General features: G+C 47.5%; 26 protein-coding genes, 1 pseudogene and 1 riboswitch. All 27 genes and pseudogenes read right to left on the bottom strand.

The features are described 5' to 3' along the window. Nucleotides 1-76: 76 nt before the first annotated feature. Nucleotides 77-808, bottom strand: a complete 732-nt coding sequence (locus AC58QT_RS32270) for a class D sortase (RefSeq protein ID WP_497412574.1) — start codon at nucleotides 806-808, stop codon at nucleotides 77-79. 68 nt (nucleotides 809-876) lie between these two features. Further along, nucleotides 877-3,342, bottom strand: coding sequence for a stage II sporulation protein E (spoIIE, locus tag AC58QT_RS32265; RefSeq protein WP_497412591.1), 2,466 nt, complete (start codon nucleotides 3,340-3,342; stop codon nucleotides 877-879). Nucleotides 3,343-3,711: 369 nt separating this feature from the next. Then, on the bottom strand, nucleotides 3,712-4,311 hold the full coding sequence (locus AC58QT_RS32260; protein WP_065854339.1) for a S1 domain-containing RNA-binding protein: 600 nt from the start codon (nucleotides 4,309-4,311) through the stop codon (nucleotides 3,712-3,714). Between the two features lie 108 nt (nucleotides 4,312-4,419). Then, nucleotides 4,420-4,743, bottom strand: a complete 324-nt coding sequence (locus AC58QT_RS32255) for an FtsB family cell division protein (RefSeq protein WP_497412573.1) — start codon at nucleotides 4,741-4,743, stop codon at nucleotides 4,420-4,422. A 15-nt stretch (nucleotides 4,744-4,758) separates the two neighbouring features. Next, nucleotides 4,759-5,334: a spore cortex biosynthesis protein YabQ gene (gene yabQ, locus AC58QT_RS32250; RefSeq protein ID WP_497412572.1), complete on the bottom strand. Its 576-nt coding sequence runs from the start codon at nucleotides 5,332-5,334 to the stop codon at nucleotides 4,759-4,761. Continuing rightward, entirely contained in the window at nucleotides 5,331-5,618 is a 288-nt protein-coding gene (yabP, locus tag AC58QT_RS32245) for a sporulation protein YabP (protein WP_056617955.1), read from the bottom strand. Before yabP ends, yabQ begins: the two co-directional genes overlap by 4 nt. A gap of 138 nt (nucleotides 5,619-5,756) precedes the next feature. Beyond that, nucleotides 5,757-6,020 carry an RNA-binding S4 domain-containing protein gene (locus AC58QT_RS32240; RefSeq protein ID WP_057313307.1) on the bottom strand — a complete coding sequence of 88 codons (264 nt, stop codon included), beginning with the start codon at nucleotides 6,018-6,020 and terminating at the stop codon, nucleotides 5,757-5,759. Next, nucleotides 6,020-6,292 (bottom strand): HU family DNA-binding protein, encoded by a 273-nt coding sequence (locus AC58QT_RS32235; RefSeq protein WP_028557378.1) that lies wholly within the window; start codon nucleotides 6,290-6,292, stop codon nucleotides 6,020-6,022. The genes AC58QT_RS32240 and AC58QT_RS32235 overlap by 1 nt, the downstream gene beginning before the upstream one ends. Nucleotides 6,293-6,412: 120 nt before the next feature. Next, nucleotides 6,413-7,939, bottom strand: a complete 1,527-nt coding sequence (gene yabN / locus AC58QT_RS32230) for a bifunctional methyltransferase/pyrophosphohydrolase YabN (RefSeq protein ID WP_497412571.1) — start codon at nucleotides 7,937-7,939, stop codon at nucleotides 6,413-6,415. A gap of 81 nt (nucleotides 7,940-8,020) precedes the next feature. Continuing rightward, nucleotides 8,021-9,787, bottom strand: coding sequence for a putative polysaccharide biosynthesis protein (locus tag AC58QT_RS32225; RefSeq protein WP_497412570.1), 1,767 nt, complete (start codon nucleotides 9,785-9,787; stop codon nucleotides 8,021-8,023). Between the two features lie 133 nt (nucleotides 9,788-9,920). After that, complete coding sequence (gene spoVT, locus AC58QT_RS32220; RefSeq protein WP_497412569.1) at nucleotides 9,921-10,463, bottom strand: stage V sporulation protein T; 543 nt, start codon at nucleotides 10,461-10,463, stop codon at nucleotides 9,921-9,923. 244 nt (nucleotides 10,464-10,707) lie between these two features. Continuing rightward, nucleotides 10,708-11,799, bottom strand: coding sequence for a peptidylprolyl isomerase (locus AC58QT_RS32215; RefSeq protein WP_497412568.1), 1,092 nt, complete (start codon nucleotides 11,797-11,799; stop codon nucleotides 10,708-10,710). Continuing rightward, a complete protein-coding gene (gene mfd / locus AC58QT_RS32210; RefSeq protein ID WP_497412567.1) occupies nucleotides 11,786-15,307 on the bottom strand; it encodes a transcription-repair coupling factor in 3,522 nt (1,173 codons plus the stop codon). Before mfd ends, AC58QT_RS32215 begins: the two co-directional genes overlap by 14 nt. 74 nt (nucleotides 15,308-15,381) lie before the next feature. After that, nucleotides 15,382-15,609: an anti-sigma-F factor Fin gene (fin, locus tag AC58QT_RS32205; RefSeq protein ID WP_310502535.1), complete on the bottom strand. Its 228-nt coding sequence runs from the start codon at nucleotides 15,607-15,609 to the stop codon at nucleotides 15,382-15,384. A gap of 116 nt (nucleotides 15,610-15,725) precedes the next feature. Continuing rightward, the gene (gene pth, locus AC58QT_RS32200) at nucleotides 15,726-16,286 is read right to left on the bottom strand and encodes an aminoacyl-tRNA hydrolase (protein WP_497412566.1); all 561 of its coding nucleotides are present in this window, start codon (nucleotides 16,284-16,286) and stop codon (nucleotides 15,726-15,728) included. A 60-nt stretch (nucleotides 16,287-16,346) separates the two neighbouring features. Next, nucleotides 16,347-16,589 (bottom strand): hypothetical protein, encoded by a 243-nt coding sequence (locus tag AC58QT_RS32195; protein WP_497412565.1) that lies wholly within the window; start codon nucleotides 16,587-16,589, stop codon nucleotides 16,347-16,349. Nucleotides 16,590-16,799: 210 nt separating this feature from the next. Next, entirely contained in the window at nucleotides 16,800-18,197 is a 1,398-nt protein-coding gene (gene glmU, locus AC58QT_RS32190) for a bifunctional UDP-N-acetylglucosamine diphosphorylase/glucosamine-1-phosphate N-acetyltransferase GlmU (protein ID WP_497412564.1), read from the bottom strand. 146 nt (nucleotides 18,198-18,343) lie between these two features. Beyond that, nucleotides 18,344-18,628 (bottom strand): septation regulator SpoVG, encoded by a 285-nt coding sequence (gene spoVG / locus AC58QT_RS32185; protein WP_028557369.1) that lies wholly within the window; start codon nucleotides 18,626-18,628, stop codon nucleotides 18,344-18,346. Between the two features lie 118 nt (nucleotides 18,629-18,746). Beyond that, nucleotides 18,747-19,130, bottom strand: a complete 384-nt coding sequence (locus AC58QT_RS32180) for a RidA family protein (protein ID WP_310502539.1) — start codon at nucleotides 19,128-19,130, stop codon at nucleotides 18,747-18,749. Between the two features lie 66 nt (nucleotides 19,131-19,196). Then, nucleotides 19,197-20,021: a pur operon repressor gene (gene purR, locus AC58QT_RS32175; protein WP_171629527.1), complete on the bottom strand. Its 825-nt coding sequence runs from the start codon at nucleotides 20,019-20,021 to the stop codon at nucleotides 19,197-19,199. Nucleotides 20,022-20,216: 195 nt separating this feature from the next. Beyond that, nucleotides 20,217-21,071 carry a 4-(cytidine 5'-diphospho)-2-C-methyl-D-erythritol kinase gene (gene ispE, locus AC58QT_RS32170; protein WP_057313316.1) on the bottom strand — a complete coding sequence of 285 codons (855 nt, stop codon included), beginning with the start codon at nucleotides 21,069-21,071 and terminating at the stop codon, nucleotides 20,217-20,219. Between the two features lie 261 nt (nucleotides 21,072-21,332). Continuing rightward, nucleotides 21,333-21,503, bottom strand: a pseudogene (locus AC58QT_RS32165) (small, acid-soluble spore protein, alpha/beta type); the annotation flags it as partial. Nucleotides 21,504-21,674: 171 nt separating this feature from the next. Beyond that, complete coding sequence (veg, locus tag AC58QT_RS32160) at nucleotides 21,675-21,950, bottom strand: biofilm formation stimulator Veg (RefSeq protein WP_028557365.1); 276 nt, start codon at nucleotides 21,948-21,950, stop codon at nucleotides 21,675-21,677. Between the two features lie 403 nt (nucleotides 21,951-22,353). Beyond that, nucleotides 22,354-23,235, bottom strand: a complete 882-nt coding sequence (gene yabG, locus AC58QT_RS32155; protein WP_497289044.1) for a sporulation peptidase YabG — start codon at nucleotides 23,233-23,235, stop codon at nucleotides 22,354-22,356. Nucleotides 23,236-23,290: 55 nt separating this feature from the next. Continuing rightward, a complete protein-coding gene (gene rsmA / locus AC58QT_RS32150) occupies nucleotides 23,291-24,199 on the bottom strand; it encodes a 16S rRNA (adenine(1518)-N(6)/adenine(1519)-N(6))-dimethyltransferase RsmA (RefSeq protein WP_310502542.1) in 909 nt (302 codons plus the stop codon). 39 nt (nucleotides 24,200-24,238) lie between these two features. Next, the gene (gene rnmV, locus AC58QT_RS32145; protein ID WP_310502559.1) at nucleotides 24,239-24,772 is read right to left on the bottom strand and encodes a ribonuclease M5; all 534 of its coding nucleotides are present in this window, start codon (nucleotides 24,770-24,772) and stop codon (nucleotides 24,239-24,241) included. 117 nt (nucleotides 24,773-24,889) lie between these two features. After that, nucleotides 24,890-26,029, bottom strand: coding sequence for a resuscitation-promoting factor (locus AC58QT_RS32140; protein WP_497412563.1), 1,140 nt, complete (start codon nucleotides 26,027-26,029; stop codon nucleotides 24,890-24,892). A 289-nt stretch (nucleotides 26,030-26,318) separates the two neighbouring features. Beyond that, nucleotides 26,319-26,513: riboswitch (cyclic di-AMP (ydaO/yuaA leader) on the bottom strand. Nucleotides 26,514-26,541: the final 28 nt, after the last annotated feature.

Raw genomic sequence — 26,541 nt, 5'->3', positions numbered from 1 at the left:
TATCATTTTTGACAAGCGGGTAGTACCATGTTTTGAAAATATGTAATTTCCATCCTTTCTATACGTGAACTTCTAATTATTCAACTAATTTCCCTTTCACAATTAAGCGATGCGTCGGGTCTACCATAGGATCACAAGTGATTAACGTGATTTCCCGATTACTGCCAGTACCTTGCAACACCCACACATCCGTTGGTAGAACATATAACTTTTCTTCTACACGGTAGATGAATTTGTTGCTCCCTGCATCTACTTCTATTAAATCACCTAAGACAACTTCATCTAAGCGATTAAAATTTTTACCGTAAGTCAAATTTCGATGCCCAGCAATCGCATAATTACCTATTGCACCAGCTTTTCCTGTATTCGCAATACTGGCAACTGCGATTTTCATATTATCCATAGTCGCACCGGATAAAATGGGAAGTTTCAAATCAATTTTATCAATGCTTAGAACTCCCTCCATGTTCTTTGGTTTCGCAGGGGGAGGCTTTGCAGTCGCCACAGCCTTCACAACCGTGTCGCTCACGCTTGTGGGCTTTGCGGATTCAGACATCAGTAACTCGTTTACACTTGCATCCGGTGAGGGAGTCACATCACTCCCAACGGGCATCACCTTCGAACCTCCTGCGGAAAGTACCTCCTCATTTTCCTCTTTTGGCAACTGGTCCATTGCCTGCATATTGTCTTGCCATTCCTTTAAAATCTGATGTTGTTGATAACTTTCATATCGATCATTTAACGCGGGATACAAAAACAAGCATACACCCAGAAGTATGAGCAGTATGGCAAACATCCTTCTGATCATTCAACTAACCGCCTTTCTTGACTCAAAAACCGCGCCGGCAAATGAGCCGGCACGGCTTAATAGAACCATCAGCTAACCGTCTTCGGCCGCTCCATACGCGTAATGCCCGGCCAACGAAACGTCGCCCATTCGGGTTGCCGTCTCTCAATACGTGCTACAACAACCGTCATATCATCCTGAATCTCGCCATGATGATGCCGGAAAATGCGTTCTAACAAGCAATCGGCGAAATCCTGCGGTAATGTCGTATCAATCTCCTGAATCATGCGCTTCATCCACATCTCCTTGTTCACAGCATGGCCTGGCGCATCAAAGATGCCATCGGTCATCATCACCAGGATATCCCCTGATTGCAACGGGATAGAAACCAGATCAACATCAATCTCGCTCAAAATGCCTACCGGCAAATTATTCGCCGAGATCGCAAAAACCTCTGTCCCCCGCTTAATAAAGCTTGGCGTTGAGCCAATCTTCATGAACGTCGTATTCGCGTTGTACATATCGATCAACGCCATATCCACCGTCGCGTACATCTCGTCGGAGGATCGCAGCATCAACACCGAGTTCAGCGACTTGATCGCCAGCTTCTCGTCCATCCCCGACTGCAGCAGCTGCTGCAGAATGCTAAGCGCCGTCTCGCTCTCCGCACGCGCTCGCTCGCCATTACCCATGCCGTCGCTAAGCGCAACGGCATATTTGCCATTGCCCAGCTCCACCGTGGAGTAGCTGTCGCCCGAGAAGAGATCGCCTCCCTTGGCAGCGCCGGCGACTCCGGTTTCCACCTCGTATTCCTTGGCGGAGCCGAATACGACCGTACTGTAGCCCTCGCCGCGCGTGTGCATCTCCTCACGCATCACGGCGACGTTCTCGCCGATGATTTCGCTGAGAAGCGGCGCTATGATTTTACGACATTCATCAAATCCCTTCGTATATTGATGGATGATTTCGATTTCGATATTTCCTTCATCTAATGAAATAACGTCAATCGTATGGATCGACAGACCTAACTCCTCCAGGGCATTACGAATTTGCTCTTCTTGGAGGAACAACTCCTGTCCTTCCCTCTTAATTTCCTTCGCTAGGTCTTCCATGACCTGCGAAACGCCTGATAATTGGTCGGCGACCAGATGTCGACTATCCAGGATCTGCTTTTTCCAATGCATATCATTCTTATATAAACTATATTGCTGCTTCATCACGTCTAGCACCTGCTCCGTCTTGATGCATACCTTCTTCCATTCGGGTGGAATCTGCTTTTTCGACATACTCTCCTTCGTCTCAATTTGGCTCATCATATCCGTCATATAGGTGTAGGTTTGATAGAATTTCTGGTCCCAGCACTGGCTCTTCTTCCAACAAGACTCACACGCCTTCTGGGTGACTGCATTCATAAAGTGCCCGACATCCTCCTCCTTGCGGCTCACCTCGTCTTCCGTTGTCAGCTGTTTGAAGCTGCGCGCCAACTGGCGAAACACCTCAGAAAACTGCTCAACACGCCCCGCAGTTACATCTCGGACACGCTTCGCATAATCCTGCTGAGACTTCAGATTCTCTTGCGTGCCAGGCACATACTTCGCCAACATGAGAATGACGCTCCTAGGTGTCAGTAAGAACAAGGCAACAGCAGCTAGAGACTCCCAGGCGGAGTTAATAACATCCACACTAGAGCCCATATAGAAAGAGAGAATAGAAGATCCAAGCAGCATCCCAAAGGCAACCATCAAGCGATTCCCCTCTTTAAGAAGACCAGCGAGCATTCCAGAGAAAGCAAGTAGACTCATCTGATAGATAGCATTGCTGTTCGCCAGACTGAGAATAAGACCTGTCACAACACCGACCGACGCTCCGAACGGTGCTCCACCTACTAAGGCGAACAGTAGAATTAAATACCGAGACAACACATGCTCTATCGTAACAGGACCTGCGATCCAACCGACCGTACCTGTCATCACCGAAGCCAACAAAATAATTAAACAAATGATCTCCTCATGTTTCAGATGATAGTTTTTGCGGGTAAGTGTAAATACAGGGATGGCTTGAATGAATATGAGCGTCAGCACCAAACTTAGCAATGCTTCAACGGTGAGCATCATCAGCGAGTACCACGTCAGGTTAGAAACAACCAATTCCGCAAAGAGCTGCACGAGGAATGTGGAGCTAAATACGAGCAACGGTGCTAACGAAACGTCTGATCGTTCATATTTTTCCAGCGCCTTCTGGATCCCTAAGAAAATAATAATTTCTGTTACGAGATAACCGGTGTTCCCATTTACCGCGAGCAAACTCCCAGCAAAAGCAGCAATGCCTACCCAATGCAAAATATCTTTTCTTGTAAAATAGATGACTGCAATAAACGCCAACGCAAATGGTGATAACTGTTCCAGAATCATCGCACGACCTAGCAAGAAGCCCATAACGATAAGCAGTAACGACCACTTCTTAGCCACAAAAGCTTGCACCCATCGATTCTCTACAGCTGCACTGTGAACACCTACTTTTGCTTTCTGCCATACTCCCGACCATCCGCCACCCATCACCGCGCCTAAGCTTCGTCTTTGCATATTCTCGAACACCATCCATTTCTTCCCTTATTTGTTACTCTAGTATAGAGACAATCTAGTAGAAAGTTTGTCAGAATGAGTTGATAGATTCAAAGAAATTTCCGACATGTCCCGATGTCTTTGTCAACAGCTCTCAGCCCTTGCCTACTCTGGGTTCCTTGCATTGAAAACGTTTCCAAAAGTCTGATTACCTCGAACTTTCGCCCTGCATATGCGGGAGATACCCGTAACTCCATGTCGATTGATTTGCACTCGTTTGAGCTAGATTTGTCACACTGGAGCATCCGCGGCAAATAAAAAACCACATTCGCCTAAGCGAATGTGGTTCCTTATCTGCATCTATTAGTCTCTTCTTCCGCCTCGGCCACCGCGTTTGGACTCGGTGTTCTTCTTCAAGGACGAAATCCGCTCTTCACTATCTTTTAGGAAACGAGATACTTTATCTTCGAACGAAAACGGTCTAGCACCGCCCTGCTGCTTGTTAAAGCCGCCGCGACCACCGCCGCCGCCGCCACGATTGAAGCCACCGCCGCCACCTGGACGACCGCCGCCACCACCTGGACCACCGCTTGGAGGGCCACTACGTTCTCCACCACCGCTTGGACGACCACCTTGGTAACCGCCGCTTGGACGATCTCCACTTGGGCGACCTTGATAGCTGCTGCCACCTGTACGTTCAGGACGAGCTGGTCTTTCCTCAACTGGCTTGTCAATCGTTTGCTTGATCGACAGTCCGATCTTGCCATCCTTGTCCACGTTAATTACTTTGACCGTTACCTTGTCTTCAAGCTTCAAGTGGTCATTAACGTCCTTCACATAATTGTCCGCGATCTCCGAAATGTGAACAAGACCGGTAACTCCTTCAGCAAGCTCGACGAATGCTCCAAAGTGAGTAATCCCCGTCACTCTTCCCTCTAACTTGGTGCCAACTTCAATTGCCATAAAGTAAAATGTTCCTCCCTTAAAATGTTGAAAACACTGGCTACGCCGATTATAACCGATGCAGAAACCACGGTCAACACGGCATTCGCCACTTCTTCGTAATGTTTTTTATTGCGACTTCGAGGCGCTTAGTGGCGTCTCTCCCGTTTTACTGTAATGAAAGTCTCGACGAATGATCTGATCCAAATATTCGTCGTTATGCAGCCGTGCGATTTCCTTCGTCGTTTGGGCATTCACCTTCTGTGCCTGCGCGAGTTGTTGTTCCATATCCGCTACGACACTTCTCTTCTCGTGCAGCTTGGCGAACTGCCCCCAGATGTTAACAGAAGCCCAGCTCAGAAAACATAAGACAATGATCAAAAGGATACGCAGTCTTCGCTTCGAGCCTTCCCGACTGTTGCGCTTGGTTGAAACGGTTGCTTGAGCATGCATGAATAGGAATTCCTCCTACTTCGAGAATATCCTGCGATATAGCGCAATGATACGTCCCTTTAGTTTCTTCAACCAGTCAGGGATCACCAAGTACTTATGCACAGGCTTAGTCATCCAGAGGAATAATCTCCACACAGGATAGAGCAATTGTAGCACAATTCTGTAAAGGAATATAGCTACGGCAAGCAAAAAGCCTAAAATTATCACCGTTAGACGATATAAGCCAATAATCGGTTTAATGATCAGAATTTCGACAGTGCGCGTAAGGAAGCGGTAAATCGCCACAATAATTCGAATGAGAATGAGTGTAAGCCAGACCACCAACCGACTCAGAAGCGCGAAGTAGAAACAAATTCCGATCCCCATCCCGAGGAAAATAAAAATACGAACTTGTCCTTCATTACTGTAAATGAGCATCTTGAACACCAGGATTGTCGCCACAATCCAATAGATACTATCTACAATCGGAATGCTCCAGCGCGGCAATCGCAGCTTGCCCGAGAGTACATGGAAAACATCGAACAGAGCTCCTATGCAAATTCCACTCAAGAACATCATAAAAATTGTCTGAAATTGAACGTGAAGTGTCACTTAAATAGCTTTCCAAGAAACCCCTTGGATTTCTCCTGGGTATTCCCGTCCACATAGGCTAATTCATGAATGATACCTTCAATGGCGACTAATCCTTGCTCCAAGCTCAAGTTCTTGATGTGCAAATTCTGCCCCTTAATCATCAAGTAGCCCATTTCCGTTTCCAGGAGGAATTCTTCGCTATCAAAGCTTTCTACGTTCAAAACTCCTGAAATTTCCAAGAGTTTGCGATTCAGCATCTTAATTTCTTGCCTTTTATTACTATTTTTCACGGGTTCGATCATGGCCTGTACCCCTCCTTCACCTAATCTTACGATATGGGAGGATGTCCTTTTTTAGAACCAAGCCTTGTATCTGGGCCTACAAAAAAAGCAGCCTAAAATTCCCTCTGCAGGAATCCCAGGCTACTTCATCGGTATGCGTTATTCGGATTGGAACGCTTCTTCCTTCAGCAACGTGTACATCTGCGCAGCATCTTCCTTACGGGTAGACTCCGTCAGAAGCTCAACGCGAATCGTTACTTTCTTCTGACCGAACTGAATGGACAGCTCATCTCCAACTTTCACATGTGTACTCGCTTTAGCGTCTCTACCGTTAATCCACACGCGTCCTTGATCAGACACATCCTTCGCAACTGTACGGCGTTTGATCAGACGAGATACTTTGAGAAATTTATCGATCCGCATTATTTTACAGCGTCTTTAAGCTTGTTACCTGCTTTGAAAGCAGGAACATTGGATTCTGCGATTTCGATTGGGTTACCCGTTTGTGGGTTACGACCCGTACGGCCGGAACGTTTGCGAGTTTCAAATGTACCAAAACCAATCAATTGTACTTTATCTCCGGATGAAAGAGCGTCTGTCACTTCACCAAGGAATCCGTTAAGGACAACTTCTACGTCTTTCTTAGTAAGTCCGCTTTTTTCAGCGATGTTGTTGATCAAGTCTGTTTTGTTCATGTGTTTTCTTTACCTCCCAAAATGTTTGAAGATCAGGTCTTCTATGTACCAATTGTGGTTACATTTCATGATTATACCTTGCAACAAGTCTAGTATTCTGCTTTTTTCGGCAAAATCCTTCTATCGCAGATCAAGTTTTACAACTTTTTTTGCTTCCTGCCAATATTGTTCCATCTCTGATAACCCAGTTTGTTCAAAAGATAAGCCCTTTAAACGTAGCTGTTCCTCAATATATGAAAATCTTTGCATAAATTTACGATTTGTTTGAGCTAGTGCTTCTTCAGGGTCTACTTTGAGGAATCTAGCAACATTTACGATAGAAAAAAGGACATCTCCCAGCTCATCGCGACGCTCTTGAGCACCTTCTTCTACTGGTTTCGCTATGGCTTCACGCAGCTCTACGAGCTCCTCTTCCACCTTAGCAAGTACATCATCCAGCTCCGTCCAATCAAAACCAACCGTTGCCGCCTTTTTCTGCAGCTTCATCGCCTTCATTAAGCCCGGCAGCTCACGCGGAATACCATCCAGCACAGATTGTTGCGTGACATCGATGCCTTTCTTCCGCTTCTCTTCAACCTTAATCGCATTCCAGTTAACCAATGCCTCATCGGCATCCTCTGCCTTCGACTCACCAAAAACATGCGGATGACGACGAATCAACTTCTCATTCAACGTAGCGATCACATCATACACAGAGAACGTACCGATCTCCTCTTCCATTTGAGCATGCAGCATGACTTGTAAAAGTAAATCGCCAAGCTCCTCGCACATATGATCAGGATCATCCTCGTCGATCGTTTCGAGCACTTCGTAGGCTTCCTCGATCAAATTCTTACGCAGACTCTCATGCGTCTGTTCACGATCCCATGGACACCCTTCAGGGCTGCGCAGCGTCTGAACAATTTCGTGCAGCTTACCAAACGTCCGATAATAAGGCGCCTCCTGCTCGCTGCGTGGTACCCACACCAGCGACAGGTTGCCGTAGCCCTTGACATGATCCAGCTCGTGAAGCGGCACTTCTATGATCTGTTCCTGACCTGCCACTCCTAAGGAGTGGCCTACTACAACCCTATACTCGTCTGGATAGGCATCCATCAAGCTAATTTTCAGATCAGATGCTGTATAGGTATCATACACTTGCCCAATGACCGTATGCAGCTGCGGATTCAAGGCATAACGGCTGATACTAGTCGCATCAAGCAACTGGAAGCCATCGATGGGATCGAAGCCAAAGCGAAGGAACGCTTGGTCCAAAAAGCTCTCTCCGCCTGTGATTTGGAGTTCAATGCTTTCCGATGGGCAGCGTTGCTTCAAGAGTTGCACCGTGTACTCTGCCACCATGGGATGGCCTGGGACAGCGTAAAGCACTTCAGTCGTATGGTTTTTCGCTGCTGTGATTAATTCTTCCGCAATAGATTCATAGACTCCCTCGAACGACTCATTCGACATATAGTTTGCATCGAATGTTGCGTAAGGAATCTGATTGGCATCCAGAAGTTGCACCATCGGATGATCTTTCGTACGCAGGAACAGCTTGGCTTGCGACTTTGCGGCTAGTTGAAGCTTCTTCCATACACCTAGTGTTAGTTGATCCTCGTCTCCTGTCCCGAGTCCAAGGACGGTAATTCGCGGGTTGCTCATTGACATCGGATGACACCTCCTGATTTATTTTTATATAGAGAGTAATGGCTAATTCACAGTAACAGTAAACCTACAATAACAAACCCGCTACGGCTTGCGCTTCGTCAGCCTCAGCTTCGCCAGGACCGACGCCAGCTTTCGGTCCAGCTCTGGCATCAGCCGCATCTCCTCGCGGCTGATGCTGCCGCTGCGCAGCAGCGCAAGCGCGTAGACGGCTGCGCCGCCGGCTACGCCAACGAGAGCGATGGCGCTAGCGCTCCATCGCTCAGGCACGTGCCATGCCGCGCCAGCGAGCATGGCCAGCCCTTGCAGCGCCGCGAGGGCGCCGCCCATCAGTCCCACGGCAAGCAGGGGACTGATGGCGTACGGCCCCACCGCGAAGCGCACCCCGGTGCTGCGGCGCAGCTGCACCAGGTTCAGCCCCGCCGCAGCGGCGTAGGCGATCACCGCGCTGAGCGCGGCGCCGTCGATGCCCCAGCGGGGCATCAACACCACGTTGCCGAGTGCTTTCAGCACGATGGCAACGAGCAGAGCCTTAGCCGGCGTGCGTATCGCGCCGGCGCCCTGGAGAACGCTGGCGCTGACAGCGTTCAATGTACTAAACAAGGCCGTGAAGGCCAACACGGCCATGGTCCAGCTCGCCTCGGTGCTCGTATAGAGCATCAGATTGATCGGCATCGCCAGGAATGCGAGGCCAAACGAGGCGCCGAGCCCGATCAACCAAGCGAGCCTCACGGACATCTCCGCGCGAGAGCGAATAAGATCAACCTGCCCGCTTAGTTTCGCTGCCGCAATAGCTGGTACCAGAACGGCTGACATCGAGGATGCCACCATGACCACCAGCTGAACGAGTGGCAGCCCTCGGTTATAAAGTCCGAACTGACGCATTGCCGCAAGCTCACTGCCCATTGCAGCTTTTAGTAATCGAGGCATCGTGAACGTATCAACCAGTGTGAGCAACGGTACGACAATCGCACCTAAGCATACAGGGATCGCATACAGCGTAATCTTTTTTGCCCATTGCCACGATGAAATTTCTTCCTTGACCTCTAAGCCCGCTGCTATCGCTTTTCTTGCTCCCTGCTCTAACTCTTGTCCGTTTCCATCCTGCCTCTCCCTATCCGTCGGCAAATCTGCTTCGATATCTCTCAGCCGCCGCTCTCGCTGCCAGTACACGACCATCACGACGAGACCCGCTCCAGCGCCTGTTACTGAGCCGAATGTAGCTCCTGCTGCAATCCATGCCTCATCGTACGCGAGAGCAACCAAGTACAGAAGTAAAGCGACCATCGTAATCACACGGATCAGCTGTTCAATAACTTGCGATACCGCAGTTGGCACCATGTTCTGATACCCTTGAAAATAACCGCGGAGGACGGCGAGCACAGGAGACAAAAGCAGCGCAAAGGATATGCTGCGAATAGCTGTCACGGTCTGCTGGATGCCAATCCAACCAGCGATGGTCTCCGCACCGAAATACAACAAAACGAATAAAAGAAGCCCTGCACTCATTAATAACGCTGATGAAACGATCACAATTCGTTTGGCCCCAGCATGGTCCCCTGCCATAACGCGTTCAGCTACAAATTTAGACACAGCGACTGGGAACCCAGCCGTAGCTGCAAATAAGATTAAGATATAGAGCGGATAAACCGCATTATAAATACCAAAAGCCACATCTCCGGCTACATTTTGCAAAGGGATCTTCTGCAGCGTTCCCAATAGCTTAGAGATCACAGCAGCAGCCCCAAGCAAGGCAGCGCCTTTCAATAGCTTGTTCCCCTGTTTACGGTTATCATGCTCCTGGGGCCGGCCGAGCTGATGAGGCTCCCCTTTCTTGTCGCCCACTCCCATCCGATTTACCCCTCTACACTTTCATAATTCCTATGTACGTATTATAACGAAATCTGCCAGTTCAGACAAAAAAAGCTTCACTTACAGATGCGTCACCATCTCCGTAAGGAAGCCTTCGTTTGGCATTATGTGTTCACTGCTCCATCTGCTTCGCTAGAAATCCAGCGGCAGTCTCAACCATTTTAACTTCCATATTGCCCATTTTCACATTCTCATCTTTTGAGATCAAGATAACCGAACCAATAGGATCTCCTCCAGCTACAATCGGCGCAGCTACGAAGGAAGTGAACGTTTCATTGGTATCTTTAATAATCTCAAATTGCCCTGAATTACTTTCAATGACTGCCTTACGATTTTCCATGCAAGACTCAATGATTGCCCCAACGGATTTCTCTAAATAATCTTTCTTAGATCCACCAGCCATAGCAATAATATTATCTCGATCTGAAATCAAGGCAACATGATTGGTGCTTTCAAAAAGTGATTCTGCATATTCCTTTGCAAAATCCCCCAGCTCACCAATCGGTGAATATTTCTTCAGAATGACTTCTCCATCACGATCCACGAAAATTTCCAAAGGGTCACCTTCACGAATGCGTAGGGTGCGTCGTATTTCCTTGGGGATTACAACTCTCCCTAAATCATCTATCCGACGGACAATTCCAGTTGCTTTCATATCTCTAGATGCCTCACTTTCCGCTTACGAATTAGATACGACACGAGCATGAAACCTTGTATGCTAGATCGGGATTTGGTGGGAACTTGAAATCTATCCATAGTATTCTTCACTTCCCATTCTTCTATGCAGACGCCCCGACTAAGCAATTTACTTTATTTAGCTCTGCATCCTGCTGCGCTTATCATGTCCAAAAATGAGAAATAAAAACAGGATGTCCAATGTCGGACATCCTGGTAAGTTCTTACTTTGCAGCTGGGCTCGCAGCAGGACTAGCTGCTGGACTTGCCGCTGGTGCTGGGCTTGTTTCCACTTTTGGAAGATTATTGGTTTCAATCAATTTCGGATATTCGGTTTCAGCAAACTCAGACAGGGATTTCTCTGCAAGCTGAGATTTGATTTGTGTTTTAAGTGTATCATCCAATTGCTTCGTGCTTCTGGATTCAACTTTCATCACGTGGTATCCGAATGAGGATTCAACAGGATCACTGACTTTATTCAGTGGAAGTGTGCTAGCTGCATCCTTAAATTCTGTTACCCATTGATTAATGTCAGCATCTTTGTACGTACCGCCATTATCTTTGGAACCTGGATCATCGGAAAACTCTTTCGCTAACGCTGCAAAGTCGCCGCCAGCATCTAGCTTCGCTTTCACTTCTTTCGCTCTTTTCAGTGCTTCTTCTTTCGTACGAAGATCTGCTTGTGTCGCAGAATCTTTCAATCCGATTAGAATATGGCTAACCGTTGCAACATCGAAGGCATGCGCTGCCGCTTGCTCTTTATACGAGTCTTGAACAGCTTGGTCTGTGATTTTGCTTTCCATGCTGCCCATTGTGTAGAAACTTAATTTCATCAAGGACTCGATATCTTTCAATTCGATTCCGTTGTCTTTCAACTGCTTGTCCATTCCGCCTTCTTGTTTACCGAAATAGTCCGTAATAGCTTTCATTTGCTCTGTTACTTGTTTGTCAGCATCCGCTTTCACTTTGTCATCCGCTTTAGCGGAAAGAACACGGAAAGTAACCATTTGCTTCAACATATCTTGTTGAAACGCAGGATCTGCCAAATACTGTGCTAATTGTGGAGAGAACATTTTGTTTACGTTGATGAATGAATCGAATTCACCGCGTGTAATTTTCCCGCCTTCTTTGTAAGTAGCAATAATATCACTTGGATTACCTGTAGCAGCCGCTGATGCGGAAGGCGAAGCTGTCGCAGCGCCTTCCTTTTTGCTTCCACACGCGCTGAGGACAGAGAATGCAAGGACTACTGTCACCAAACCTAATATCCATTTTTTCGAAGTACGTCGTTGTCTGCTAGTTTCATTTGGCAACATCCTGTAATTCCCCTTTCGTTTTCAGAACATCCTTATATTGTACCAAGAATTTCTCCAACAATTCGATGGAGGCTTCCGGCTTCATACCTTTAAAACGAATAACAATTAGTAGCTGCGGATCTGCATTCAATTTGATACGACCATCAAAGCCTTTGGACAAAGCAAGCAGCTTCTGTCCATCCAGCCTGCCATTCTGGTCGATATGCACCTTGATTAGGTAATCCTCCCCTTTTTGGCTAATCGTTTCAATCCGGTATTCCGAACCGTATGCTTTCAAACGAGCCACTGTCAGTAGGTTGAACACGGACTGCGGCAGATCACCGAAGCGATCAACGAGCTCATCATGCAGATCCGCGGCTTCTTCCAGCGTACGAATGGCGGCCACTTTTTTATAAATTTCGATTTTCTGCATGCTGTCATAGATGTAATCAGATGGCAAGTAAGCATCCAATTGAATATCGATCGACGTATGCCATTCCGGTTCTGGAATGACCGCTTCTCCATCTATTTCAAGCTTCAGCTTAGCAATTTCTTCGGCTAGCATTTGAGAATACAAATCAAAGCCGACAGAAGCAATGAAGCCGTGCTGCTCAGCACCCAATAAGTTCCCTGCGCCACGAATGGATAAGTCCCTCATCGCAATTTTAAAGCCTGAACCAAGTTCTGTAAACTCTTTAATCGCTTGAAGTCGTTTCTCGGCAACTTCTGTCAGCACTTTATCACGTTGATACGTGAAATAAGCATAAGCGACGCGATTCGACCTGCCTACACGTCCACGCAGCTGATAGAGCTGGGAAAGCCCCATTTTATCCGCATCATGGACAATGAGTGTATTGACATTCGGGATATCTACACCCGTCTCAATAATACTTGTGCTGACAAGGACATCGTACTCTCCGTCCAAGAAATCGAGAATCGTCTTCTCCAGCTCCTGCTCGCCCATTTGGCCATGTGCAACAGTTACCCTCGCATCTGGAATCATCATCGAGATTTGATCAGCAATTTGTGTAATGCCCTGTACACGATTGTAGAGATAGTACACTTGCCCCTCACGCGCCAGCTCACGCTCAATAGCCTCTCTAACCAGCGACGGCCCATATTCAACCACATACGTCTGCACCGGGAAACGGTTCTCCGGCGGAGTTTCAATGACCGATAGGTCGCGAACGCCCAGCATGGACATGTGCAAGGTTCTAGGAATTGGTGTTGCGGTTAGAGTAAGCACGTCCACGTTCGTCTTCAGGCGCTTCAGCTTCTCTTTGTGGGACACGCCGAAACGCTGCTCCTCATCGACAATCAGCAAGCCGAGATCCTTAAACTGGACATCTTGTGACAAAAGACGATGTGTCCCGATGACAACATCAACGGTACCTTTCTTAACGCCTTTCATTACCTCGGTTTGTTCCTTCTTCGATCGGAACCTGCTTAACACCTTTACATTAAACGGATAGCCGGAGAAGCGTTCACGGAACGTCTCGTAATGTTGTTGCGCCAAAATCGTTGTTGGCACGAGCACGGCCACTTGCTTCCCGTCGATTGCTGACTTGAAGGCCGCGCGGACCGCAACTTCGGTTTTGCCATATCCAACGTCGCCGCAGAGCAACCGATCCATTGGACGTTCTTTCTCCATATCCTTTTTGATTTCCTCAATAGCGCGAAGTTGATCTCGCGTTTCATCGTAAGGGAACATGGCCTCAAACTCGTTCTGGTAGGAACTATCTTTACTGAACCCGTAGCCAGTCGCAGCTTGCCGCTCAGCGTATAACTTAATCAGCTCATCTGCAATATCTTTGACAGATGCGCGTGCTTTGCTCTTCACGCGAGCCCAGTCTGCACCGCCAAGTTTATAGACCTTCGGTTCTTTCTCTTCGGAACCGACATACTTCTGAATCAAATCGATCTGATCAATCGGAACGGACAGCTTATCGCCGCCGGCGTACATAATATGCAGATAATCCTTATGAATCCCGCCAACCTCTAAGGTGCCGATACCAACGTATTTCCCGATCCCGTGATTCACGTGAACAACGTAGTCGCCGACCTTAAGCTCTTGATAGCTCTTGATCCGCTCCGCGTTCTCCAGCTTCTTCTCCACTTTGCGCGCCTTACGCTGCTTCTGAGTGAAAATCTCACCCTCCGTAATGACAACAAGATGGATTGAAGGCATTTCAAAGCCCGTTTGCAGATTGCCATCAACAATTTCAGGTACTTCAATCTGGTAGTCACCCAGAACACGACGTACACGTTCTGCACGGTCTTCCCCGTTCGCCAACAGAATAACCTTACTACCATTCTTCTTCCAGCGCTCCATCTCCGCCTTGAGCAGATTCATCTGACCATGGAAGTTTTGCATAACACGGCATACGAAGTTCACAATGTTTTGCGGCTGGATCCCCGCTACCTGACGAAGGAAAAGGGACACATACAACGTTGGGAACGGTCTGCGATGTAACAAGGTTTCGTAAGATTTGGACAGCACAAAAGCCGGCAAGCTCTTCCCCTCAGTTAACGCATGCATCATCCATTCGGCCTCATCGCGTTCAAGCTGCTTCGCTGTTTCCAGGAGGCGGGCCGGTTCATCGATAATGAGAATCGAATCTTTGGGCATGTAGTCCATGAGCGTCTGTCTTTCCGTGTATAGGAGAGAAATATATTTATAAATGCCTGGGAACGTCTGACCCTCGCGCATCAACTCAATATCACGACCTATGACCTCTAACAGCTTGTCTTTGGCTGAACGTTCAGTCATCTTCGCCAGCTGGGCCTGCAGCAGCTCGTACGCGTGCTGTGCTGCTGACTGTAAACGCTTTCTATCTGCTTGAATCTCTCGGCATGGCGGGATCGTCACGGTCGTTAATTTATCAATTGACCGCTGGTCACTTACATCGAAAGTCCGAATAGAGTCGACTTCGATATCAAAAAGCTCAATCCGGATGGCATTCTCAGACGTTAATGGAAATAAATCGAGAATACCGCCTCGCACACTCAGTTCACCTTTGGTTTCAACGCGTTCAACCCGTTCGTAACCTAGGCTGGATAATGTAGCTAGCAGTTCATCTAATTGAACCGTATCGCCCACATTAATCGTTACACGAGATTCCTCGAACACCTGTTTGACTGGCAGCAATCTTCGCACGCCTGCAAAAGGAGCAATGACTACACCACGGTAACCGCCGGCGAGTTTCGTGAGAACGTCAATACGCTGCGCTAGCATCTCTGGGCTTGAAGCCGCTTCTTCTGTCGTGAGAAGCTCTTGAGATGGATAGAGCAGCACTTCATCAGGGGATAGACACTCCAGGAGGTCTTCCGCTATTTTTTGGGCAGCGAACATATTATGCGTGACAACGAAAAGCGGACGCTCAAGCTCACGCGCGAGTGAAGCCAACATCACTTGCCTGGAGGAGCCAGTTAAACCGGCAATGAGCTGCTCTTTCATTTCGGACTTGAGGCCTGTCACAATCGTTTGAAAGTCGGTATCCGCAGAAAAAGCTCCAATTAAAGCTTGCAAACAAGTACACTCCCCTCACAAAAAGAAGCCTCGGCACACTTGCCTCGGCTATTAACTCTTCATTTTCATCATAATTATTGCAACGGACTGGCTAGCAAGGATAATTCCGGGTTCGCTTCTAATGCCTCATGACAATAGTCGCAAACGACTCTAACCGTAACATCGCCATTCGTATTATACGATATTATATCTCTACGCTCATCAGGGGTCAAGAAATGGAAGCCTAACTGCTGCTCCGTAATGGCATGCTGATTAATTTCCCCGACAAAGGTATGACAATGCCTGCAAATATACTTGATCATATGTATGCCTCCTTCGACAATTCGATTACATCCTAGTATGACCATTCTTCGGAGAAATTAGCCGAATCTGCCATTGTCATTTCGGATAGGTTGCTTACATATCATCATCTATACAATTATTTATTAAACTTAGCCATCGTTTTCTCGAAAGACTCCCCTAAAGAAAACGCCATGGCATCACAAGTTAAGTCTAGCACTTCGTCAATCGATTTCATCTCTTCTTTAGAGAAATTGGACAGCACGTAATCCGCAATATTATAGCCAGGTGCCGGGCGATTCACACCAATCCGTATGCGATTAAAAATTTGTGTGCCCCCATGCTGAATAATGGACTTAATGCCGTTATGTCCGCCAGGACTCCCTTGATAGCGAAGTCGAATTTGGCCATAGGTCGTATCCATATCATCATAAACAATAACAACGTCATCTATTTTCGCTTTATAGAAATCGAGGAATGCTCGCATGGATTCACCCGAAAGGTTCATGAAGGTCATCGGTTTGAGTAAATACACCTTTGTCCCATTTACATTGCCTTCAGCCAGCAACCCTTTCCCTTTATTCTGAAAAGAGGTGATCCCCCATTTGGCGGCAAAGCGGTCAATCGCCATGAAACCGACATTGTGCCGATTTAGCTCATACTGCTTTCCCGGATTTCCCAGTCCGATAAAACATTTCATAATTTTCAAAATCCCCCTAAGGATAAACTAAAAAACCTTTGCGGAACCCACTTTTAAAGGTTATTGTTTACAATATAACTGTAATCCGCTGTCATCCATCCCATAAAAGCTGTAGGTGATAAAAGAACGATGTATCTTCATGGACAACAGCTTACAGAAGATGATCATTTCCAAGATCATGTCGATGCGGACGTACCCGTCCAAGTATACTACCAAAATCTGCACAAGGATATAGGATTCATTGAAATGTACAACCGTCATTTCGTGAAAATCAATCGTATCTTTTATAGCAGAAAGAAACATACTTTTATATCGCGCCCTGGATATTAAGCGCTTTCATTGGTGTGACGCCTTCAGAGCACTAGAAAAAGAACCCCCTTTGGTCTCGCTCAGCTTGGTCGCTTTCACGTATGCAAGCTGAGTGGGCAGCTACTCGTTTCTAGCGTACCCTACCTCAAGAGGTTCCATTCCTTCTATTCATTCCAGCCCTAGCACATGATCATCCGCCAAATATCAACGGCCTTTATTCTCTTTCTTCGCTTTCATCCGCGCTTTAATCTTCTCGGCATAGCCTGCCTTATTCTCTTGTCGCACGCGAGCGATAGCCAAATCGCCTTCATTCACATCATGTGTAATCGTGGCGCCAGCAACGACGAACGCACCGTCCCCAATTTTCACAGGAGCAATCAAATTGACATTACTGCCAATAAACGCGTCGTTCCCAATTTCGGTTACGTTTTTATTAAACCCATCATAATTCACTGTAATCGCACCGCATCCGATGTTCACGTTCGTTCCGACCACAGCGTCACCAACATAGCTCAGATGAGAAACCTTTGTTCCTTCACCCAACGTAGCATTCTTAATCTCTACAAAATCGCCAACCTTCACTTGCTTGCCAAGGTTTGCACCTGGTCTCAAATACGCAAATGGGCCTACCGATGTTTCGCTATCTACAAACGCTCCTTGAAGAACGGATTGCTTAATCGTCACTTCATCATGAATCGTGGAATCGATGATTTCGGTTTGCGGTCCGATCGTACAAAGCTCACCAATACGCGTACTTCCGCGCAAAATCGTACCCGGCAGTAACACGGTATCGGAACCGATTGTAACATCCTTCTCGATATACGTATTCAACGGATCAATGATTGTAACACCATTGAGCATGTGCTGGCGGTTAATCCGCGCTTTGAACAACTGCTCCGCTTCTGATAAGGCCACACGATCGTTCACACCAATCGATTCTGCCGGATCTGCCATGCAATAACCTTGCACGACTTCTCCCGCGCCTGTCATAATCCCGATCACATCGGTCAGATAGTACTCATTCTGAACATTCTGGTTCGTTACCGAAGCCAGCGCCTTGAACATTTTACGATTATCAAAAATGTAAGTACCCGTATTAATCTCCTGAACAGCCGCTTCCTCTGGTGTGCAATCCTTCTGCTCGACGATACGCGCAACGCGCCCATCTTCCCCTCGAATAATACGACCATAGCCTTGCGGTTGATCTAGCTTCGCCGTCAAAATTGTCGCAGCCGCACCCGATTGCTTGTGCAATTCGATCGTGTCTTGCAGCGTAGCCGCTGTAATAAGCGGCGTGTCGCCGCAAATGACAACCGTCATGCCCTCTTCCTCACCAAGCAGTTCCTTCGCCTGAAGTACGGCATGCCCCGTTCCTAATTGCTGCTCTTGCAGCGCATACTGAGCACGATCTCCGAGGTAACCTTTGACCGCCTCCGCACCAAATCCAACGACAACTACCGTTTGCGTTACTTCTATATCTTGCAGCGTATCCACAACGTGACCCACCATCGGTTTACCAACAACCGGGTGAAGCACTTTGTATAGCTTTGATTTCATTCGTTTCCCTTGTCCTGCAGCCAACACAATTGCCATGAGCTTCAACGAATATCCAACTCCTTTATAATGAATGATGATTTCTCTTTTCTGTCTCTGAAGCCTATCTCTTAAACGATGAGTTCTTCCCCCAATATAGCATCATTACCAGCCAAAAGAAAAGAGAGCCCTAAGGGCTCTCTCAATAATCTGAATTATGCGCCTTCTTCAATAACTTCCTCTTCTACAGCCGCGCGATCGTATTCAGCGAGTACCGCTGCTTGAATTTTCTCACGAGTTGTGGACGAAATCGGATGAGCGATATCGCGGAATTCACCATCTGGTGTTCGTTTGCTCGGCATAGCAACGAACATTCCGTTATTGCCATCGATGACACGAATGTCGTGTACGACGAACTCGTTATCAATGGTAATAGAAGCAATCGCCTTCATCCTCCCCTCGGAGTTTACCCGGCGGAGTCTTACATCTGTAATTTGCACTTGTGTTCACCACCTTTTTCCATCTCTGAGACTTGGGTGATATATTCAACATCTCCATGCAAATTCCTTCTTATTATTTTGAAATTTTTGATAATTTAATGTGATCTTAATGTTAATGTTAAATTTCGACAGGAATCACAGCAATTAGTTCAATTTCGACATAAACATCACGTGGCAATCTTGCAACTTCCACCGTAGATCTAGCAGGTTTATGATCACCAAAGTAGGTTGCATAGATTTCATTAAGCTCGCCAAATTGGTTCATATCTTTCAGGAAGACAGTAGCCTTCACGACATCGCTGAACGATGAGCCCGCCGCCTCAAGCACGCCTTTCAAATTCGCAAACACTTGATGCGCCTGTTCCTTGATTCCACCCTCGACGATCTGGCCATCCAAACCTAACGGGATTTGTCCCGATGTAAACAAGAGGTTCCCCAGCTTCACCGCTTGGGAGTAAGGTCCGATAGCAGCCGGTGCTGCTGATGTTGAAATGAGTTCCATGCTTTTCGAATCTCCTTCTTTTAAAAAATAATGAGATGTGATAGCCCTCAAGGAGGACTTCATCGTTTACTTTGCGTCAAAATAGTTGCCTGGCTCTACTGTAATTTGCTTCGTCTTGGAGTCTACGCCATATAACCGTGCTAGTGATACGTAGTTATCAACCAACTGCTCCTCGGCCTCGCAGGATTCCATGAATACGCCTACGCCCTGCACAGTCGCTTTAAACTCCGCCAACAGATCCATCATGCCATGAATGGTACCGCCTACATGCATGAAGTCATCGATGATGAGCACCTTGGACTCTTCCTTCAGCGCGCGCCTCGCTAGTGACATGGTCTGGATCCGTTTGTTGGAGCCCGACACATAGTTAATGCTAACCGCAGAACCTTCCGTCACTCGGCTGTCTCTACGTACGATAACAACAGGCAAATTCATATAAGTGGCCGTCGCATAAGCGAGCGGTATCCCTTTGGTTTCAACAGTCATAATCACGTCCACGTCCCGACCAGCGAAAGCGGATGCAAAGGTTTTGCCAATTTCGTTCAAATATTGAGGTTGTCCCATGATATCCGACATATACAAGTATCCACCGGGTAGAATCCGTTCTGGTTGTTGGAGCTGCAGGCATAGATTCTGGATAAACTTCAAGGATATTTCTTTCGGCACCTTCGGTGAAAACTTCACGCCTCCGGCGGCACCAGCAAGCGTATTCAGTTCACCAAGTCCTTCTTCTTCAAAAACTTCTTTAATAATGGCAAGATCTTCGCTTATGGAAGATTTCGCGGAGTTGTAACGCTCGGCAAAAGTCGTTAAAGGGATTAACGAGTGGGGGCGAAACAACAAATATTGTGTCATTTCTACCAGCCTAGCGCTCCTTTTCAACTTTTTCATCGCACTACCCCCAAAAATCCGAATATTATAATGAAAATATACCACTTTTATACGTATTTATTCAAGCTTACCATGAAAATTATGTTAACACGAACCTGACACAGATATAACATTATCCAAGATTTAGACACGACTCTTACCATTATGCCCCTTTAGATGAAAAAGAGCCCCATCACGGGGCTCAAATATCGCCATTTACGTCAACATGCGCACCGCGTAAACGTCTTTACAAAAACCTCGCAGTCCATTGTAGATGCGCGGCACCTTGGCTTCCTTGGAAACGAGACCAAACACAGTCGGCCCGCTACCTGACATCAACACGCCGTCTGCTCCCAAACGCTGCATGCATTCCTTCAGATGTCTGACTTCCGGATACAGATCCAGCGTCACTTCCTCCAAGACATTGCCTAGATTATCGCACAAACGATCGAACTGCTTGTCCCGTATCGCACTCAGTACACCTGCTGTGGATGGGTGTTGCTTAATTTCACGTGCATTCAGCTTTCCGTAGATCTCCGAGGTTGATACGTTGATAGGCGGCTTCGCTAAGACAACCCAGCATTGCGGAGGAGCAGAGATATGCTCCAGCTTCTCGCCACGTCCTGTTGCAAGTGCAGTCCCCCCCGTTACACAGAAAGGCACATCAGATCCAAGCTCAGCGCCTAGCACCTGCAGCTCCTCATTGGGGATATTCAGGTTCCAGAGACGATTGAGGCCTCGCAACGTCGCCGCCGCGTCACTGCTCCCGCCTGCCAGTCCTGCCGCTACAGGGATCCGCTTGTCCAAATGAATGTAGACGCCTTGTTTGACGTCATAGCGGTCTTTAATGAGACGCGCAGCCTGAAAGGCTAGATTCTTCTCATCAAGCGGAATATACCCCGCCTGACTAGATATGATGATCGTATCACGCGCCATCTCCTGCATTTCAATCCGATCAGCCAGGTCTACCATCGTCATCACCATTTCAACTTCATGGTAACCGTCAGGTCTTTTATGTAGAACATCAAGAGACAAATTAATTTTAGCCGGTGCTTTCTCAAAAATCTTCATCCGATCACCTTCTTTTGCTCGTTTGCCATTTCGATATTATAACAAAAGCGCAAAAAAAAAGCTAAAGCATTTGCTTTAGCTATAATACGGACGTTGCGTAACCTGTCCAGTTTGCTGATAATTTTGGTTCATCGCACCAGCCTGCTGCTGGTAGGTGTTATAGGAAGGTGTATGCGCCTGCCCATAATTCAAAGGCGGACTAGCTGTCGTCTGGCGATAGTTCGAGGAACCCGCATGCATGTTGTTCGAAGCACCGACGTATTGCTTAGCGAGATGCTCCTCCGCAATTTGAATAGCCCGCTTCACCATATTCCCTGCATCCTTCGTACGAATACCTGCCCAACCTTCACGTTGCACAACGTCATAGAAACCAAGATCCTTTGCTAATTCATATTTAAAACTTTCGGACATGACACTTCTTCTTCGACTCATACCAAATCCTCCTTATCATTTTCGCACAATGAACGCTGCAACCATCATAAGCAGTGATTGACGATTTCGATTAGTATGTCCTATCCATGTAAGTCCATGCACCATCAGGTTACCCCTATATAAAGCAAAAACAGACCATAAGGGCCTGTTCAATATCGGAACGTTATTAAGCTAATGCTGTATGTAAGTGATGCGGACTTGACCATCATCATTACATACAGTAACTTCGACGGATTCAGTAAGGATATCGGCGTAGCTGTATGACACTCGTTTGAAGGCGTGAGATTCTTGATCTAATTTCACAATAAACACAGAAGGGTAGGTTTCTTCTAAAACACCAGAACGCTCGACTGTCTTACGACGGCCACCATTCGCTCTCAACATGATCTTCTGCCCAACGTGGGGTTCCAAACTGCGTTTGATTTCCAATAGCGCATTTTTTGCCATTGTCAACTACCACCTCTTTCCTTGTCAATTATAACCCATTTACCCCTTCATGTCAAATAAGGGCAAATATTATATCAGCACCCTAATCCCGTTGTCAACGGCATTTTTGTTCATTTTCGGATTTCTCCTCCCTTCAGGTTGTCACCAATGTTCGCAAATTATTCACACTTTTCCAGTTAACGAGAAACTATTTCCCGTCTCCTTAGACATGCCCGCTTCTTTTCGAGCAAATAAGGGCTATACAAGCTATCATTACGCAAAAAAAAGAAACACTCGCCGTCGCTCTCCTCCAAGGAGTCTGCTGACGGGTTAGTATTTCTTTTAAATAGCTAAATTATGGAACGTGTCCATGCCACGAAAGCACTAGCCACTATGCACCGTCTTCTAGAGGCGCCATATTTAGCTACACAGACTCTTCCGTGTGATGAATACCAGGAATGCCCATCCGATAACTACCGCGCGTCTCCACGCCTCCTAGGCCCTCTAAACCGGTCACCGTTAAATCCATAATATCCAACATCGAGATTGTCTCTCTTGTTGGCGTGTAGGACAGCTTAGCGGCGATGCACAGCGGATCTAACGCGTGAATGAGAATGCGCGCAGGAGAACTTGCGAAATTAGCCCCTGCCCGCAGCAAGGCTTCGAAATGGGACTGACAAGCCCCTGCAACAATAATCAAAGAATCACGATCCCTCTCATATTGTCTGGCAACTCGCACGGCATTCACAAAGTTTTGAGAATTCTTGTAACTAGACAGATTGCTCGGGCTGGCACTTTGGCGGCTTTTCAAAATGCCATCATGACCTGTGATGACGACAATATCCGGTTTATATTGAGGAAGCAATCTTTGCAGTGCCTCCGCCATTTGCACCTCAGGAATGTAGAAACCTTCTGCTGGCACGCGCAATTCACCATACAATTGCATACTTTTGCGTAGATAACTTGGATCGCCATCCAAGTGAAGCACCCTTCCCGGCACTTCAAAATAGCTATTATTCGTGGGTAATGACTTTTGTTTATGATTTATGGCTAACTGATTCTTCTCCTGCAGTTGCACTTGGGAAACCGCTAGTCGACGCAGCGACTCACGAAACTCAGGCGAGCTTGACCGTGGATGATCTAAGGTCTCCTTAGGATTCGTTTTTGTCAGATCCGTGAGCGGCGCATCTGCAAGCAACCGAACATCAACACCTCGCAGAATGGCCTTGAGATGCTCAATTCGCTCAATTTTAAATACGACGTCGCCGCCATAGGAAATACGGGTAACAAAATCTCCTTGCCTCATCGCACAAATCCCCTCCTAAGGGTATCCTATGGCGAGGCTAGGCATTTGGTGCGGGTTATTTGCAGCCGTGCGCGCGAAGCGCCGTTGACAAGCGCGCGAACTCTTCCATGCTGAGCGTTTCGCCGCGGCGCGAAGGCTCAATTTGAATGCTGTGCAGCAACGCTTCCAGCTCCGGTTTGTTCTCTTTCGTAAAGAACCTCGCCGCGAGGTTGTTGTAAAGCGTTTTGCGACGCTGAACGAAGGACGCTTGGACGACAGCGAAGAAGAAGTCCACGTCCGCCACTTCGACCGGCGGCGCTTGACGCACACGCAGGCGGATGACAGCGGAATCGACGTTCGGCTGCGGCACGAAGACGGTGCGAGGCACGATTGTGACGAGCTCCGGCTCGCAGTAGAACTGCACGGCAATGCTTAGGCTGCCGTAATCTTTGGTGCCCGGACGAGCCGCCATGCGGTCGGCCACTTCTTTTTGAATCATCACGACGATATTCTCCAGCGGAAGCTTCTCTTCCAGAAGCTTCATGATGATCGGCGTCGTGATGTAGTAAGGCAAGTTGGCGACAACGCTGACGCCTTCCACGCCTTCAAAATGCTGCCGGAACAGCTCCGGCAGGTTGGTTTTCAAGATATCCCCATGAACGACAGTGGCATGGGGGTAAGGCGCCAGCGTTTCGTCCAGGATGGGCAGCAGGCGCTGATCGATCTCCACAGCCAGCACGCGGCCAGCGAGCTTGGCTAGCTGCTGCGTGAGTGCGCCAATCCCCGGGCCGATCTCCAGCGCAGCTTTCGTAGGGCCGAGCTCAGCGGCCATAACGATTTTGCTCAATATATTCTGATCAATCAAGAAGTTCTGGCCTAAGCTCTTCTTCAGCACGAGTCCATTCTTCTTAATAATTTGTTTCGTTTTACTTGGTGTTGCCACATCTTCTGCTGTTACAACAACCTCTTGTCCGTTTATATTCATAGTATAGACCTCGTATCTATAGGTTCTCGTTCTCGTCAATCAATTCAAATGCTCAAGTGCCGCTTCGAATTCCTCTCGCGATATCTGGAACATCGCGCATCGCTTATAAAATTGTTTACCATTGCAATAGCCAATGCCAAGTGCATTGCCTACAGTCAATCGACGAGCCGCCGCATCGGGATGCACGATGAGGCCGGCAGCAATCAGATCCTCCATCGTCAGCTGCGAGACGGCAGCGTTATACTCCGTCCGCAGGCTCTGGAGCGCCTGGCGGATTGTCTCAGGCGTCGCATTCTCGACGCCAATATCGCCTTTATACGCAGCTTGCTCCTGCGTAATGAAAGCATGCTTGCAGCCAGGCACCTTGGCTGCTACGATTTTACGAATCCGCTCACCGGCGTGATCCGGATCCGTGAATATAATGACGCCTCTGCGCTGCTGTGCCAGCGCGATTCGCTTGAGAACGGCTTGTCCGATAGCGGAGCCGCCTGTTTCAATCGTATCCGCCTCCACAGCGCGCCTGATGGCCGCCGTATCGTCCTTGCCTTCCACAACGATCATTTCTTTTATCATCACCGATTTCCTTCCCCAGTACGCAGAAAAAGAAGAGGGGTCTCCTCTTCTTTCGCGCAGGCAGATGCCAAGCTACGTGTATTTAGTAGTGTTCCCGTCAAAACTACCGTTTACACGTTAGTTTTGGGACGGTTTTGTAGGGCCAACCACATACACAGTGTACCCTTGCTTCGTGCCGAATTTATTAGCATAACCATGATCTTCATAGTACACATCGATCATTTGGCCTTTCACGCCACTGCCAATATCCTCAGCGCGACGGAATCCAATTCCTTCGATGTATACCCACCATCCAAGCGGAATCACTTTCGGATCGACCGCAATCGTACGACCTTCGGTCACGGTAGTACCTGTGTAGGTTTTACCATAGCCCGAGGAGCCTTCGGTTTTGCCCGTCGACGCAGCGCCCGCTGAATAAGCTGTTAGCTTCACGTTTTTGAGAATTTGTTTGTAACCGAAGGTCACACCGTTCTTGGAAACCTCATCCACACTCGGTGAAGAGGCAGAGAGAACAACCACAGGGTTTTTGGTGCCTACGGAAACTACTTTTTTAACACTTTCTGTTTGTACTTCTTCACCCACAACTGCTTCCGCGACTAAAACACCGTCTTCGAAAGTCTTTTCTTTCTTCTTGACCAATACGCCTTCTTTACCCTCTTGGACGACTTGCTCTTTCCCTTTAAGTAAAGACGCGTCATTCTTTTTCTCTGTCTCGAATGCGATCGGTTCAGAGACTTCCTCCGTCTCTTTTTTCACACGGACGATCTTGATTTCATCGCCTGTGGTCAGAGCGGCTGTCGGTTCGGGAGTGATACGATCGGTCTCCCCAAGTGCAATATTTAAACGTTGCAATGCACTTTCTACCGTTCTTGCAGTTGTGTAAACAGTGGTGGTCTTTCCATCAGCAGTCAATTGAATTGGTGAGGCATGCTCGATAACAATTTTGTCTCCACCCTTGAGCTTAGTCGTGAGTGCAGCTGAAATTTCATCGTGTTCACCAATCGTTATGGCTTGTTCATCCAGTAGGCGTTGCAGGACCCATTGCTTCGTGTGCACAACAGTTTCTTGTCCATTCACAACCACGGATACGCTCTTGGTAGCCGTTCCGTACAACAACACCAAAAACATGAAAGTCATTGCGATTGAGATTACAGCTAAGCTTAAAATCAAACGCAAGTTTTCATGCTTCCATCGCAATGCGAAGGACATGCTGGATGATCGTTTTACATGGGTCTCGCTAATTGAGATACTGCCCACTTCTTCGGTCCTCCTTCAAAGCCTCGCCGCCAGGTTACAGCATGATTAAATTTGACGCGACTAAGGTTTTTTAGTTTAACTTAACATGCTCGCCATCATCAGCCGAAAATATACCTAGGCCGAATCTGGTCGTCCCCCCCTTTTACCTATTCATCATCCTATGAATTCCGGGTTATTTTATGTCTTCCGATCTGTGTAGAACCCTGTATGTGGACAAAAAGCCAGCAAGAAGAGGACTCTTCTCGCTGGCTTAGTTTGCATAGTGAAATACAAATAGCACGCACGACAATCGTTACCTCTCTTACGCTTACGAGGTTAGCTGACGGATTCGGACGTGAGAGTCGCCCTACGTAGACGCAAACTGCTTGTTTAACGTCTATGATTCACCCCTATTACTCTCTGCTTACTTAAACTGCATTGGTGTGCAATTCAAGTTTGCAGTGGTTCCCCCGTTCCCACATTTGGAACTCAGCGAATGGAAATTTGGCAAATTGGATATTAAGTTATTATGA

It is taken from the genome of Paenibacillus sp. J31R109 (assembly GCF_059692055.1).
This window is presented reverse-complemented; position numbering and strand designations above follow the sequence as displayed.